This window comes from Alloscardovia venturai (assembly GCF_042676605.1).
Classification (GTDB): Bacteria; Actinomycetota; Actinomycetes; order Actinomycetales; family Bifidobacteriaceae; genus Alloscardovia; species Alloscardovia venturai.
In genome coordinates this window covers 21,322-35,504 of sequence record NZ_JBHTHQ010000026.1, presented here as the reverse complement: position 1 = coordinate 35,504, position 14,183 = coordinate 21,322, and the positions used below count along the sequence as shown (strand labels likewise).

The following is a 14,183-nucleotide window of genomic DNA, read 5'->3' as shown; positions in this document are numbered from 1 at the left end:
TTCCACAAGAGCGAGCACCGACAAGATTTTTATTACTAACTAGCCAGCAACACATTTTGTCCTATAAGCCCAAAGAGGAGTATAATTTTCGCTAAGTTTTATCCGATGGTGAATAAAACTGAATTCTTTCAGGAAAGAAGATAAAAATGAAAAAAACAGCAATTACGTCTGTAATTCTTATAGCTCTTCTATCTTTAAGTGCTCAACCTGCATTTGCTTCTACTACTTCTTTGACATCTACAATCAATGTTGAGGAGCAAGCATTAGTTGCTGACGTCCAACAATCTGGGTCATCCGTTGATGCCGAGCTTGAAGAAATGATTGAAGAGTATCAGGCGAAATCTATCGATTCAGCCTATACGGAGCAGCAACGTATAGATAGTAAAGAGATTGCATACACTCTAACACAATTACGGCATAGAATACATAATCCTCTTCCGACCACGAGAAGTGGCAATTCTGGATATGATAGTGTTGCAGGAGCTATACTCGCGTGGTTCAATTCAAGAGGTTACAAACTATCTGCCGAGCTTTTCTCTCACGCAATGAGCAACAAAGCCTTAGGAAGTGCTTTCTCACCTACAAATGGATCTCGTATACGCTCCTCTAGCGTTGTTACCTCTATAAATAAGAATAAAAACGCTTCAGGAAGCGCAGCCTTCCCAAATTCAGGTAATACAACACAAAGAGATTTGTACTATGCGATTCATTCCTTTGATTGGAAAACTAACCGCGGTGTATTCACTCTTACAGACACGTATAACTTTGGAAAGGACAATAACTATCCTTCGGTGCAAGGTGTAGCTGTGAATGTTGCATATGCTATGCAACGGAGTGGCTATATTACACCATTTCTGGTAGTTATAGCATATTGAGATTCCAATGAAGAAGATAACAGTAAAAAATGCTGTGATTGTTGCTATCCTCGTAGCTCTAATCAGTATTATAGCTGGGCTGATTTTTTACATAAATCAACCGAGACAGTATTTATTAGAGGTTTACGGTGTACAATTTCCCGCACAGGCGAAAATCACATCTCTTCACAATGAAGCTGGTTGGGATGGTCGTCTATGTTATGGAACACTCCGTGTACAGAGTAATTATCATGATGGCATAGTAAACACACGGAATTTTACAGCTATTTCAGAATCACGAGATTCACGTATCGCTTCTCTGATACAAGACGTTAATAAAACTTTTTCTATATCAAAAGTTTCTACGGCTTCGTCAGATGTTAGTTATCAAAAAATTACAATTAAAGGCGATAGCCTGATAGTAGTTTTTTATGATTCGAAAAGTAAAAATTATTTCTTCTATGGATCGCGATATTAACAATATTCGCGTGTAGTTTGGTTTGTGGTGTCTTCCCACATTGTAAATGCGGGGACACACCACAAACGTTCCCTGTCATAGATACCCAGTTTGCCCTTTTCTTTTACTGTCCCATTCACGCGAATATCCTCATACACTCACGCATAACGCTTATCCCCGCCATACCTCACAATCTGACGGGGATAAAAAATCTCAGTGAGAAGTCATTACGCGAACGCAGCTTGCAAAGCAAGATCAATGATGAAGAGCGCGGCAACCACCCATATGATGACGTTGACTTGCTTTCCTTCTTTCTTGCAGAGTTTGACGACGCAGTACGTGATAAATCCAGCTGCAATACCGTAGGAGATGTTGTAGCTAAATGCCATAAATACACCTGTGAAGAATGCTGGAATAGTATCCGTCAGATCTGCCCAGTTGATTTCGGCAAATGAACTCATCATCATACATCCTACAAGGACGAGCACTGGCGCAGTGGCAGCAGATGGAACAGCGGAGATAACCGGTGCAAATACTGCAGATAACGCAAAGCCAATGGCCACAACGACAGATGTTAAACCTGTACGTCCACCGGCACCGATACCAGCAGCAGATTCAACATATGTCGTGGTATTTGATGTACCGAAGATAGCACCGATAAATGTTGCTACAGAGTCTGCGACAAGCGCTTTGTCCATCTTAGACTGGAAACCATTTCCGTTCTCCATGAGTTCTTCATCTTCCTGAGAGAAGATTCCAGCACGGCGACCCGTACCGATAAAAGTACCAATCGTATCGAAAGTATCCGAAAGTGAGAACGCAAAAATAGTAATCAGAACGAATGGGAGACGATGCATATCGCTAAAGAGACTTGGGAATCCTTTTGACGTGAAGATTGCACCGAAAGTTTGCGGAAGTTGCGAGAATGCCTGCCCGAGATTCATCGAATGCTGCATAGTCGTAATGCCAAATGGGATTCCCACCAATGCTGCTACGAAAATAGCGATGACGAGAGCGCCCTTATTAAGCCACTCCCAGCCGCGTGGAAACTTTACAACGAGAAGGACGATTGCTACGAGTAAGCCAATAAGGAACACCTGGATATTGTGGTCATTCATCGTTGAGAGTGCAGGCTTTCCCGACTTGAAATTGATGACATTGACGTCAAGCAGCCCCACGTAAGCGATAAAGAGACCGATACCACCACCGATAGCATGCTGCAGCATAGGAGGAATGGACTTGATGATGAGTTTACGCAAGGAGGTAACTGTGATGATGACATTGATGACGCCGCACACAAACACCATCGCCATCGCTTCCTGCCATGTAAAGTGAGAAGCTTTAACAACAGTAAAGGTGAAGAACGCATTAAGTCCCATACCTGGAGCCAATGCATACGGTACATTAGCGAAGAGACCCATGATAAGCGTACCGATGATGGACGCAATAATAGTTGCGAGGAACACTGCTCCCCACGGCATACCCGCATCGCCGAGAACGGATGGATTAACTGCAATGATATAAGCCATTGCGAAGAAGGTCGTGATACCAGCAAGTATTTCAGTAGAAACGTTGGTGCCATTTTCCTTCAGTTTGAAGAACTTTTCCATGTCTTCTTCTCTTTCTTTCTGCGCAGTCCCGTCGCCTAGGCGGGCATTACATACAAAAGATTAAGAAAGGCATGTTACATATGTCTCAGAAAATCACTAAAAATGGGCATTCTGTTCATATTCGTTTCCCACTATACGAACATCACGTCAAATAGAGTATCACAGCGCAATTATCCAAAGTGACCAGAAATATACCCTTCCGTCTCTGGACTCTTTGGATTAGAGAAAATAGTCGCGGTATCGCCCATCTCTACGAGATGTCCTGGTTTGCCTGACCCTTGGGTATTGAAAAATGCCGTAGTATCACTCACGCGTGCCGCCTGCTGCATATTATGCGTCACGATGACGATAGTAAATTCATCTTTCAACTCACCTATCAGATCCTCGACTGCCAAAGTAGAAATCGGGTCCAATGCCGAGCATGGTTCATCCATCAAAAGGACCTGCGGGTGCACAGCGACAGCACGTGCGATGCAGAGGCGCTGCTGCTGTCCACCAGATAAGCCAATGCCTGGCTTATCAAGACGGTCCTTCACATCTTTCCACAACGCCGCACCACGAAGAGCCCATTCGACGAGATCATCAGCATCAGATTTGGAAATACGCTTGTTGTTCAGCTTTACACCGGCGAGAACATTATCGCGGATGGACATGGTCGGGAACGGATTTGGCCGTTGGAACACCATACCGACATTACGGCGAACTTCTACAGGGTCGGTATCCGGAGCGTAAAGATCTTGCCCTTCGAGGAGCACCTGCCCCTCGACTCGCGCGCCAGGGGTAGTCTCATGCATGCGGTTGAGCGTGCGCAGAACCGTTGACTTTCCACAACCCGACGGACCTATGAAAGCTGTAACTTTATTTGCCTCGAGCACCATATTCACGTCGTCTACTGCATGAAAATCTCCATAGTAGACGTTCAAGTGATTCACATCAATGCGCTGACCCATGAGTATTACCTTTCAACCTTTGCGTCTACTTTGTCTTCACAGAGAAGATACGCGCAATCAATCGTCCGATTGCATTCAAAATTAACACGAGCAAAATCAAAACAAGAGCCGCTGCCCATGCACGTTCCATACGAATACCTGGCACACAGATTCCCATACCATTTGCCGCAAGCCGAGCTGCATCTGCTGGGCAACTTGCCATACCCTGCTGGAATTCGTTATACACGTACACAGGAAGAGTTGTCATACGACCAGAGAAAAGATTCCAATTGGTACTGGAGATGGACCCCGCTGCAATAAGTAGCGGCGCGGTTTCGCCAATGACACGAGCAATTGCCAAAATAACACCAGAGACGATTCCCGGAAGAGCCGTGCGCAAGACAATGCGCACGATAGTTCTCGACTTCGTCACTCCAAGAGCGTAAGAAGCCTCACGTAAGTCAACGGGTACAATCGTCAGCATTTCTTCAGTCGAACGCACAATCGTTGGAATCATCAAAATCGACAGCGCCACTGACCCTACAAAGCCATTGACTGTGCCCGGGCCAAAAAGCAAGCTAAACATCGCATAGGCGAACAAACCCGCGACAATCGAGGGGATCCCACTCATCACATCAACAAAAAACGATATCGCCTTGTATAAACGCTTCTTCGCAGAATACTCCACTAAATATACGGCTGTCATAATGCCTACGGGCACAGAAATGATGACCGCTCCGAGCGTAATTTCCAGCGTGCCAATTGCCGCATGACGTACACCACCGTAAGGTGCAAGTCCACCTACTACCCCGCGCATATTATGAGTCAGGAAATACCAGTTAAAACGTGTAGCACCATTGACAATCGTCGTATACAGCACAGAGACAAGTGGAATAATCGCGATAATAAATGCCGTATAGATGAGAATACGCATAATCCAATCGGTACGTTTACGCGATGCAATCGAAGAGCGAGAAGGAACGAACTTGTCGAAGTCAGGATGTGGCGTTTCCTGCATACTATTGCGAGCTTCTGCTTCGCCATGCACTTCATCGTGAGCACTACTCATTTTGCTATATGCCATATCCGCCTCCTTACTTCGTCTTCTTATGTGTGATACGACGAGCGATATAGTTCACTACAAAAGTAATGATGAAGAGTACAAGACCGGATGCAATCAATACAGAAACCCCCGTTGAATTTGCTTCAGGGAACTGTGCTGCGATATTTGCTGCGATAGTTTGATTCTGTGACGCGGTAAACAGATGAATCCCATATGTGCTCCCTGGAGAGAGAATCATGAGCACCGCCATAGTTTCACCAAGCGCTCGCCCAAGTCCTAACATTGATGCGGACACCAAGCCATTCGCCCCAAAAGGAAGAACTGCAAGCTTAATCATTTCCCACTTCGTCGCTCCCAATGCGAGTGCTGCTTCTTGCTGAAGCAGTGGGGTTTGAACGAAGATATCGCGTGCCATCGAGGTGATGATAGGTAAAATCATCACTGCTAAAACGAGCGAAACGGTTGCAATAGTGCGAGGTGGGTTTGACACCGCTCCACCGAAAAATGGAATCCAGCCAAGCACGCCGTTGATAACTTTCCATACGGGATACGTATGCGGTACAAGAACAATTGCTCCCCATAAACCATATACAACAGATGGGATAGCTGCTAGGAGATCTACAACATAGCTCAGCACAGACGCAAGTCTTTTCGGCGCATAATGCGAGATAAATAAGGCGATGCCCACAGCCACAAAGAACGCTAGTACAAGCGCGAGCGCAGATGCGAGGATGGTACCAAAGATGAGGGGCCCCACAAAGACAAAGAAATTCGAAGTGCGGCCACCAGTGAAGGACGAAATGGCCTCACCTGCTGCACGAGTATCACCGAAGAAAACCGGCGATGCTTGAATGAGGAGGAACACAGCCACGGCTGCAAGTACGCCAAGGATGAGTACACCTGCACCTACTGCGCACCATCTAAAGATTTTATCGCCAGTAATTTTCTTCATTACTGTGCCTCCTTGGCTGTAATGGAGTTTACTGTATGCATCATACGTGTGCGAAGACGTGCCGGGAGTTGAGCAGAACCTGCGTTATCCTGTGCTATCTTCTGCCCTGCATCGCTGAGTATGTATGTCAACCATTGCTTTACAAATTCCGCCGTGCGCTTCGATGCGTACGTTTGACATGCTACATCGTAGCTCACAAGAGCTATAGGATAGACACCCTGAGAAGTAGTGGCGTAATCTATGTCGAGCACAAACCGATTCTTCCCTACAAGACCAGTTTTAAGACTTGCTGCCGCGATAAGTTTCGCCGTCGCAGCCGGGCTTGGTGCTACATACGAGTCCCCTACTTTGACAGACACTGTACCGAGTTCTCCCACTTGAGAAAAGTCAGCATAGCCAATGGTGCCCTGTGCCTGCTGAGTAGTCATGACTACGCCAGGAGTTCCTTTCGCCCCTTGACCGATAGTGTTTGGCCACGTTTCGCTCGGCTCACTACGCCATATGGTCGGTGCCGCAGCATGAAGATACGTCTGGAACGTTTTCGTGGTACCCGACTTATCAGAGCGCCACACTGGAGTAATTTCGATGTGCGGAAGTTTCGATGCTATCTGTGGATTCTCTGTTTTAATCGTGACGTCATCCCAGTAGGCTACTATGCCTTGGAAAATCTTAGCGATAGTTTGCGCCGATAATTGAATATGCGCATCATTAAGACCGTACTGAGACAAGTTATACGTCAACGCAATCGGCGACACATACGTAGGCATGTCAAATGCCGTGCCCGAAGCACACACCTCACGCGAAGACTTAACTTGCGCATCTGAGAGTGGAGCATCCGTACCCGCCCATGAAAGCGCACCCGTCAGAAACGTATTAACGCCAGCTCCTGAACCAGAAGGGTCGTAGGATATGGTGACATTTTTCTGCGCAGCAGAGTATCCTACAATCCACGCATCCACAGCACTCTTCTGCGAAGATGCCCCAGCACCAGCAAATTCACCCGAAAGCTGAGTAAGATTTTCCTGCGACCACGATGTTTGAGTAAGGGAAGCATTAGGGACATTATCCCCACACGCCGCAAGCGAAAAAACTACTACGCCCGCGAGGGTAGCAGACATAACGCGTCGCCATGCACTCGCACGGCTCAAGATAGTCAAATAGCGCATAACTTCTCTCATAATATTTAATCTATGTGTGCTCCTATTTTACTAGACACATATGCCGAACGCGCAGTTTTGCGAATGTCTTTTCGCTCTTATGGCTCTGCCATATTGTGACACACCCTAGTAATTGTCAACACGCCGTAAACGGGCTTAATTTCAATCTTTATATCAGTTTTGAGCATAATTTTTCTATAGAAGCTTGCAAACCTGGACACTGATTGTTATATTTATGGAAGCCGGCGATAATCCTCTATTAACCCTCTTCTCTTGGACTCGTCGGCTTCTTTCTTTTTTGCTTTACAATTTGCAATCGACTGTCCTCACTAGTAGTTTTGGACGTTGCTCCCTATCTCACAATCAGGTTAATATTCTGAATTTCATTCTTTGCAATGCTATATTCAGATTTCGAATCGAACGCATTAAATCCCGTATTTTAGACCCTCAATGGAAAAGTATAATTACCTGCTGCGAGTATAAAAAGAGGCCCAAGGTTGATTAATGGACCGTAGATAAGAAGAAATTTTACGCTCTCATCATTCTCACGATTATGCTTGCTCTTTTTATGACTGGCGATGCTCTCTTGCTGCAAGGTCTTATCGATGCAGTGCAGAATGCTGCATGGAATCAATTCTGGGTTCTAGTGTGCATTATTTGCATATACTTACCTATCCAAGCAGTTATTTATTTTGCGCGACAATCCACCGCAGAGGAGTATGCAAACCATATCACTTGTCAACTGCGCGAAGATTTATTTGCACAACTTAATGCAACCTCAGTGTCGCAATTTAATAATCAGAACGCAGATACATACTTATCTAATCTGACAGTTCAAGTAGACTCTATCAAACTCGATGTCATTGATGTCGTTTTATGAGCTTTTTATCTGTTCTGTCAGTTATAAGTGCAGCTGTGACCATTCTCTTCATCAATCCTCTCCTCGGCATAGTAGCTATAGTGTTGTGCCTACCGCTCGCGCTTTCGCCAATCGTCTCAAAAAAACGAGTAGAGTATGCACGAAACCAGCTCATGCACAGTACGAATGATTTGAACGCTTCAGCTTCAGATTTACTTCACGGATTTACAGATTGGAAAATGTATGCAGCGGATAAATTCGTCAATATCAGGTACCACTTATCCAATGAAAGATGGATTCGAGATGCTAATCGTGATGCTCACGTTCAAAAAGATATTGATGCCATAAATGACTGTTTAAGCCACATTCTTCATTTTGGTGTGTGGATTGTGGGCGGTATCCTTATCCTTAATTCACGGATGAACGTAGCACAGATAGTAGCATTTTCTTCACTTGCTGGGAGTATCTCTGTTCCTCTATTTTACGCCTCCGGGCTCTACGCTCAGTACAACGCCGGGCGCGAAACACTGAAAGAGGTCGTGTCGTCGTTTAAGTCATCTCTCACACAAGCGATAGACACCAGCGAAGTACATAATCACATTGTGATTGATCCACACAAAAAGTATCTGGTCATAGGCAAAAGTGGCGCTGGTAAATCAACGCTCGTCAAAAATCTTGTACACGCAGATTCCCGATATTTAGAGAACTCTTTAATGTTTGACTCAACTATAGATAGTGAGGATATTCGCGTAGGCCATGTCGCACAATCTGGTCACATATTCAACGCATCTATACGCGACAACATTGCTCTTTTCAACCCAGCAACTACCGATGAAGAAATACTTGCAGCCTGCGAGAAGGCACAAATTCTTCATTAGGTTAACGAACACGGGTTGAGCTATGAAATCAATGACAATCTCACGACATTGTCCGGCAGCGAAAAGCAACGAATCCTGCTCGCACATTTCTTCGTATATTCCGCTCAGTTTGGCATATTAGACGAGATCACAGCTGGACTCGATATAAAAACGATAAGAAATATCGAAGAAAAGTTAGACGAAGAACTCTGCGGCTATATCTATGTATCTCATCGATTAGACTCTGGAATTATGCATCATGTCAACAAAATCATCCTTGTGGAAAATATGAAAATTGTAGGTATGGGAAGTCCCGCTGAGATGATGGGCCACGTAGAAAAACTTATTCAATAATGAATGATATTGCTGCTAAAGCATGTGGGTGCGAGCTGAACTAAATCGGCTCACACCCACTGCAACGGTACTAATGTGGCACGTAAGTCTAGAGCTTACCACCCTCGACTACAATGGCATCTGGCTTTACTTCATCGCCATATACAGGCTTGAGCGTCGCTTCATAATCCTTATGGAAGAAGTTTTCTGATGCGAGAGACTTTATTTCTTTATTAATGTAGTCGAGAAGAGTCTTGTTCCCTTTCTTCACAGCCGGCGCGATAGTGCTTGTATCGCCTAACTCTGTAATGCCCACCTTAAAGCCTTTGTTTGCTTTTGCCCATGCGAGCACCTCAGTGTTATCCGTAGAGAAAGCATCACCTCGCCCGTCCAGCAAAGCGTTGTATGCATCAGCGTACTGGTCATACTTTTGCAGATTTATCTCTGGATGATTCTTTTCAAAGTAGGCTTCAGCAGTCGTACCCTTCGCTACGATAAGAGTCTTCCCCTTGAGCTGGCTGACATCAGTGATGTTCTTTGCCGTCGGAGATACTACGCCCAAATCTACTTTCATATAAGGCAGTGCAAAATCAACCTTCTGCGCGCGCTCATCAGTTACAGTGAAGTTTGCAAGAGTGATATCGACTTTATTCGACGTCAATACATCGACGCGAGCAGCCGGATCAACCGACGTATACTCGATTTTTACTCCGAGATCCTTTGCCAGCCTCTGAGCGAAGTACACATCATACCCCTGATACTTGCCCTTGCTATCGACGTAGCCAAAAGGTGCTTTATCAGAGAAGACAGCTACTTTAAGCACACCGGACTTTTTAATGTCATCGAGAGTTCGGGTCGACGAAGACGCGGAAGAAGCGCTGCCTGAACTGGAGCCGCCAGACACGTGAGGCGCGCATGCTGCCAGACCAGCTGTCAATGTTATCGCTGCAATACCTGCAAGTACCGCGCGAGTCTGACGTTGAATATCATTGAACACCTTGGCGAACGTCATGGTGTCTCCTTTCTTTCTTTTCTCTGTGTTATTTCTCACTTTATTTTTTCTGCGAGCGCGAACGCTCAAACTCAAATGTGCGCAAGAACTGCTGTGCACGTTCAGTCTCTGGGTGCGTGAAAAATGCCTCTGAATCGTACGATTCTTCGACAATTCCGCCATCTTCGAGAAGTACTATATGGTCGGCGACAGCACGAGCGAATTCCATCTCATGTGTCACTATCATCATGGTCATGCCCAAGTCTGCAAGTTCGACGATGACGTTGAGCACTTCATGGACCATCTCTGGGTCGAGCGCAGCAGTCACCTCGTCGAAGAGCATGACATCAGGGTGCATGATAAGAGAACGTGCGATTGCCACGCGTTGCCTCTGTCCACCAGAAAGCTCATGAGGTTTCGCGTTGGCTCGATCTTGGAGGCCTACGCGATCAAGAAGCTGCAATGCTTCTTCCCTAACCTCTTCTTTCTTTCGCTTCTGCACGAGGATAGGCGACATCATGACATTTCCAAGCACAGTTTTGTGAGGAAAGAGGTCATAGCTTTGAAACACCATGCCAATGCGCGTGCGTATCTCCTGAGAACGTCTTGCACCCGTCATTTTTTCTGAAGCAATAACATTACCGTCCAGCGATATCGTTCCTCCCTGGATGTCTTCAAGTCCTGCCACAGTTCGCAGTAGTGTAGATTTTCCAGAGCCTGAGGGGCCGAGTACGACAGTGACCTTGCCGCGGGGGACACTCAAAGACACCCCGTCAAGTACCGGCTTTTCTACTTTCGGATAGCGCTTAATAACATTCGTAAATGTCACCACGGAATCTTTAGTCATGAGACCACCTTTTTTCCAAATATCGAGCTACCAATGACAACGGCCAGCTGATGAAGAAATACATGAAGAAGATGACACCGTAAATCCACAACGCCCCTTGCGGATATTGCATACGGTTTGCATCGATAATTTGCTGCCCTACCTTGATGAGCTCTACAACGCCAAGCAAAACTGCTAGTGATGTTGTTTTGACAATTCGTGTAGCAAGGTTTACAGAGCTTGGCACGAGTCTACGCAGCGCTTGAGGCAGTATCACATACAAGAAACTCTGCCACGTGGTAAGTCCTAACATATATGCACTTTCTCGCTGAATATCAGAGATGGATGTCAGCGCACCACGTACCAAATCGCCAAGCTCTGCGCCGCCCCACAAGATGAAAACAAGTACGGTCGCCGTCGTCGCATCAAAATTGATATTCCACGCACGAGCAAAGCCGTAGTAAACAATGAAGAGCAATGCAAGCTGAGGCATGATACGGATAAAATCAAGATAGATGCGCATGATTACGCGAATGATAGGATTCTTGACCGTCATGAGCCACCCGACAAGGAGTCCCAGCGGAAGCGCACCGAGGACGGATACTGCTGCAATCCATACTGTGACGAGGAGCCCTTCTGCAAGACGAGGCATCACAGACGGTTCGAAAAGAATATTAATTCCTTGCATAATCAAACCTCTTCTCCAACCATGCACCAATTAACGAAATCGGTAGCAACACGATGAGGTACGACAGTACGAGCAAAAGTAAAGCTTCATATGTGTTGTAATCATTGCCCATCACGTCTTTTGTCTCATACATGATATCTGCCAGCGCAATTGCAGAAACCACGGATGACTCTTTAATTAGGAAGATAACATTTGCTATCAAACCTGGCATCGCTGTGCTCAGCGCCTGCGGCACAATTACTCTGCTGAACGTTTGAACTCGCGAGAACCCCAGCATATAGGCTGATTCTCTCTGCGCTTCTGGAACTGCGGATAACCCTGCACGCAATGCTTCAGCCATATATGAGCCACCTAAAAATGCGAGACCTACTATCGCTGACTGTGTAGCATCCCACCGTACTCCAAGCTTTGGTAAAGCAAAGTAGATGAAATACAGTTGCACGAGGAGTGGGGTGTTTCTGCTGAGCTCGACATAAACGCGCGCGATATGATACACGACCGGTATGCGCGCTACTTCAATGCTCGATATAGCGATGCCTATGATAAGTGAGAGGAGAATGCCCCACAATGACACATTAAGTGTGACGAGAAGAGCTCGTGCAAACACAGGAATCTCTTCGATGACAAAGTTCCAATTCATATGGACACCTCCTTAATGCTGCTACTCAGAGCTTTTACAATATCGTTGTTGTTCATATTGAAATTGTTTGTTACTGTTACGCTTGCTAACGGTAAAACGAGCCTTTTGACAACACACGGGACGTGGCATACAGTTATAGTGATACACCGCTATAACTAAAAACTATTTACCTCATAGAGAAAACGGAGTTTTATACTCCCAAAGCAACTATCTCAGGTTGCGAAAAGGCGCGTTCAATTATTGCTGAGGTACTGCTTGGCCCGAACAGCCATGCAGGATCAGCATCATAGCATCCTTCTCGTTTGTAGTCACAGTAAGATTGTACCTCGCTTTGACGCCAATCTGACGCGCAACGTACGCGCATGCGTAAGACTTATTGTCTGGAATCCACTGGTCAGCAGAGCCATCGCCCTTATTTTGATTGGCTGGACCGTCAACGGCAAGTAAATTATACATGTCGTTCGCATATTGGACTTTCTTCGCATGATCCCATTTATACGCGCCCGACCGCCACGCATTGCGCAACGCTACCACATGATCAATCTGTACCGCGCTACTCGTGTTTTTGCCACGCACAAAGTTAATGGTTGTACCTGTATAAGGATCGTGCAAAACACCTGAGCGCACTTTGCACGTACTTGGCCATTTGTACTTCACGTCTTGCAAATCACGCGCGAGCACGTCTTCGCGTACATCACAGCCATCTCCATCTGTGTCTGTCTCACGAAAACCGAAATCATCGCGATTATAGTGACCTTGAGGGTGCGGGTTATCCACGACCTGTAAGGTTTGGAGCGTTTGTGCCGCATCTCCCGTTGCCGTATAGCTACCAGTAGTGCGTGCAATGGTTTTACTGAAGTACGGGAGAGCAAGACCTATGATGACACCGAGAAATACGGCAGCACTCACGAGAACGTTCCACACCGAACGCGTGCTCTTCGAGCGATATGTGAGTCGATTTCTCTTGCCTTTAGTCATGAAACTTATGGTAGCAGGCTAGAAAGCAGCTTGCTCGTCTCCGCAGGAAGGCGAGTTATCCACATTCCGCTTATATACTTGCTTCTCCCCTAATGTTGCTGTGCGCGCTGTCAGCTGTACGAGAACGTAGCAGGATCGTGACCAGCTCGTTCATGGGTATCCAAAGAATCGATATATTCCATCTCGCTACGGGTCAACTCTACATGCATTGATTCAAAGTTCTCTTTCAACCGGGTCTTGTGCACAGACTTAGGGATAATGATGGTCCCCTTCTCCAAGTGCCACGCCAAAATCACCTGGGCTACAGTAGCATCATGATCCTCCGCAATCTTGATGAGCTTTTCTCCTCCAGCGGTCAGGTCTGCTCCGCGAGCCATAGGAGAGTACGCCTGTACCGCAATGTGATGCTGCACACAATAGTCCACCACTTCTTGCTGCTGGAAGGTAGGGTGAAGTTCTATCTGATTAACCGCAGGATACTCGCCCGTCGCGGTATACAGTCGATCAAGGTCACTCGGCATAAAGTTGCACACGCCGAGAGTCTTTATAACTCCCGCGTCGCGCAATTGAGTAAAGGCTTTCCACGTCTCCTCACTGCGCCAGTCAAACGGAGTTGGCCAGTGAATCATGTACATGTCAAGATAATCCACTCTAAGGAGTTTGAGCTGGCTCTCACAAGCACGCAACGCGCTGTCATATCCTTGCTGAGAATCGCGTAACTTCGTCGTGAGCCATAAATGCTCTCGGTTCACACCTTTTGCAAATCCAGCGTGCTCAAGGCCGAGACCCACGCCCTCTTCGTTACCGTACCCTGCCGCAGTATCAATATGGCGATACCCCACTTCAAGAGCATCTTCGACGACGCGAGCTACGTCGCCATTATCAATGCGCAATACTCCCGCACCAATTTGCGGAATACGATTGCCATCATGCAGAGAAATATACGGCTGTTTCATGCCTTCTAGCATAACGTGTGGCATGACCGTAAA

The 14,183-nt window shown here is 46.3% G+C and carries 16 protein-coding genes; 5 read left to right on the top strand and 11 right to left on the bottom strand.

Going from position 1 to position 14,183, the window contains the following annotated elements; all coding sequences use genetic code 11:
• Positions 1-146 precede the first annotated feature (146 nt).
• Both ACFQY8_RS07980 and ACFQY8_RS07975 read left to right on the top strand, forming a co-directional pair.
• Positions 147-875: a hypothetical protein gene (locus tag ACFQY8_RS07980; protein WP_377939448.1), complete on the top strand. Its 729-nt coding sequence runs from the start codon at positions 147-149 to the stop codon at positions 873-875.
• A 7-nt stretch (positions 876-882) separates the two neighbouring features.
• Entirely contained in the window at positions 883-1,332 is a 450-nt protein-coding gene (locus ACFQY8_RS07975; RefSeq protein WP_377939447.1) for a hypothetical protein, read from the top strand.
• Positions 1,333-1,538: 206 nt separating this feature from the next.
• On the opposite strand, the gene ACFQY8_RS07970 is transcribed toward ACFQY8_RS07975, so the two are convergent.
• The 5 genes from ACFQY8_RS07970 to ACFQY8_RS07950 all read right to left on the bottom strand — a co-directional run bounded on the left by ACFQY8_RS07970 (position 1,539) and on the right by ACFQY8_RS07950 (position 7,043).
• Positions 1,539-2,921 carry an NCS2 family permease gene (locus ACFQY8_RS07970; protein WP_377939446.1) on the bottom strand — a complete coding sequence of 461 codons (1,383 nt, stop codon included), beginning with the start codon at positions 2,919-2,921 and terminating at the stop codon, positions 1,539-1,541.
• A 170-nt stretch (positions 2,922-3,091) separates the two neighbouring features.
• Positions 3,092-3,871: a phosphate ABC transporter ATP-binding protein PstB gene (gene pstB / locus ACFQY8_RS07965; protein ID WP_377939445.1), complete on the bottom strand. Its 780-nt coding sequence runs from the start codon at positions 3,869-3,871 to the stop codon at positions 3,092-3,094.
• A 25-nt stretch (positions 3,872-3,896) separates the two neighbouring features.
• The gene (gene pstA, locus ACFQY8_RS07960; RefSeq protein ID WP_377939452.1) at positions 3,897-4,868 is read right to left on the bottom strand and encodes a phosphate ABC transporter permease PstA; all 972 of its coding nucleotides are present in this window, start codon (positions 4,866-4,868) and stop codon (positions 3,897-3,899) included.
• Between the two features lie 76 nt (positions 4,869-4,944).
• Entirely contained in the window at positions 4,945-5,865 is a 921-nt protein-coding gene (gene pstC / locus ACFQY8_RS07955) for a phosphate ABC transporter permease subunit PstC (RefSeq protein ID WP_377939444.1), read from the bottom strand.
• A complete protein-coding gene (locus tag ACFQY8_RS07950; protein ID WP_377939443.1) occupies positions 5,865-7,043 on the bottom strand; it encodes a phosphate ABC transporter substrate-binding protein PstS in 1,179 nt (392 codons plus the stop codon). Before ACFQY8_RS07950 ends, pstC begins: the two co-directional genes overlap by 1 nt.
• Positions 7,044-7,575: 532 nt before the next feature.
• On the opposite strand from ACFQY8_RS07950, the gene ACFQY8_RS07945 reads away from it, so the two are divergent.
• The 3 genes from ACFQY8_RS07945 to ACFQY8_RS07935 are packed head-to-tail and all read left to right on the top strand — an operon-like array spanning position 7,576 to position 9,092.
• On the top strand, positions 7,576-7,902 hold the full coding sequence (locus tag ACFQY8_RS07945; RefSeq protein ID WP_377939441.1) for a hypothetical protein: 327 nt from the start codon (positions 7,576-7,578) through the stop codon (positions 7,900-7,902).
• Positions 7,899-8,759 (top strand): ABC transporter transmembrane domain-containing protein, encoded by an 861-nt coding sequence (locus ACFQY8_RS07940; protein WP_377939439.1) that lies wholly within the window; start codon positions 7,899-7,901, stop codon positions 8,757-8,759. The genes ACFQY8_RS07945 and ACFQY8_RS07940 overlap by 4 nt, the downstream gene beginning before the upstream one ends.
• 15 nt (positions 8,760-8,774) lie before the next feature.
• On the top strand, positions 8,775-9,092 hold the full coding sequence (locus ACFQY8_RS07935) for a hypothetical protein (RefSeq protein WP_377939438.1): 318 nt from the start codon (positions 8,775-8,777) through the stop codon (positions 9,090-9,092).
• 88 nt (positions 9,093-9,180) lie between these two features.
• Here the strand turns inward: ACFQY8_RS07935 and ACFQY8_RS07930 are convergent, their stop codons facing one another.
• The 6 genes from ACFQY8_RS07930 to ACFQY8_RS07905 form a co-directional block, all read right to left on the bottom strand.
• Positions 9,181-10,083, bottom strand: coding sequence for a cysteine ABC transporter substrate-binding protein (locus ACFQY8_RS07930; RefSeq protein ID WP_377939437.1), 903 nt, complete (start codon positions 10,081-10,083; stop codon positions 9,181-9,183).
• Positions 10,084-10,123: 40 nt separating this feature from the next.
• Positions 10,124-10,909, bottom strand: coding sequence for an amino acid ABC transporter ATP-binding protein (locus ACFQY8_RS07925; RefSeq protein WP_377939435.1), 786 nt, complete (start codon positions 10,907-10,909; stop codon positions 10,124-10,126).
• A complete protein-coding gene (locus ACFQY8_RS07920) occupies positions 10,902-11,576 on the bottom strand; it encodes an amino acid ABC transporter permease (RefSeq protein ID WP_377939433.1) in 675 nt (224 codons plus the stop codon). The genes ACFQY8_RS07925 and ACFQY8_RS07920 overlap by 8 nt, the downstream gene beginning before the upstream one ends.
• The gene (locus tag ACFQY8_RS07915) at positions 11,563-12,216 is read right to left on the bottom strand and encodes an amino acid ABC transporter permease (protein ID WP_377939432.1); all 654 of its coding nucleotides are present in this window, start codon (positions 12,214-12,216) and stop codon (positions 11,563-11,565) included. The genes ACFQY8_RS07920 and ACFQY8_RS07915 overlap by 14 nt, the downstream gene beginning before the upstream one ends.
• A gap of 237 nt (positions 12,217-12,453) precedes the next feature.
• The gene (locus ACFQY8_RS07910; RefSeq protein ID WP_377939430.1) at positions 12,454-13,194 is read right to left on the bottom strand and encodes an HNH endonuclease family protein; all 741 of its coding nucleotides are present in this window, start codon (positions 13,192-13,194) and stop codon (positions 12,454-12,456) included.
• Between the two features lie 110 nt (positions 13,195-13,304).
• Positions 13,305-14,150, bottom strand: coding sequence for an aldo/keto reductase (locus ACFQY8_RS07905; RefSeq protein ID WP_377939429.1), 846 nt, complete (start codon positions 14,148-14,150; stop codon positions 13,305-13,307).
• Positions 14,151-14,183 lie beyond the last annotated feature (33 nt).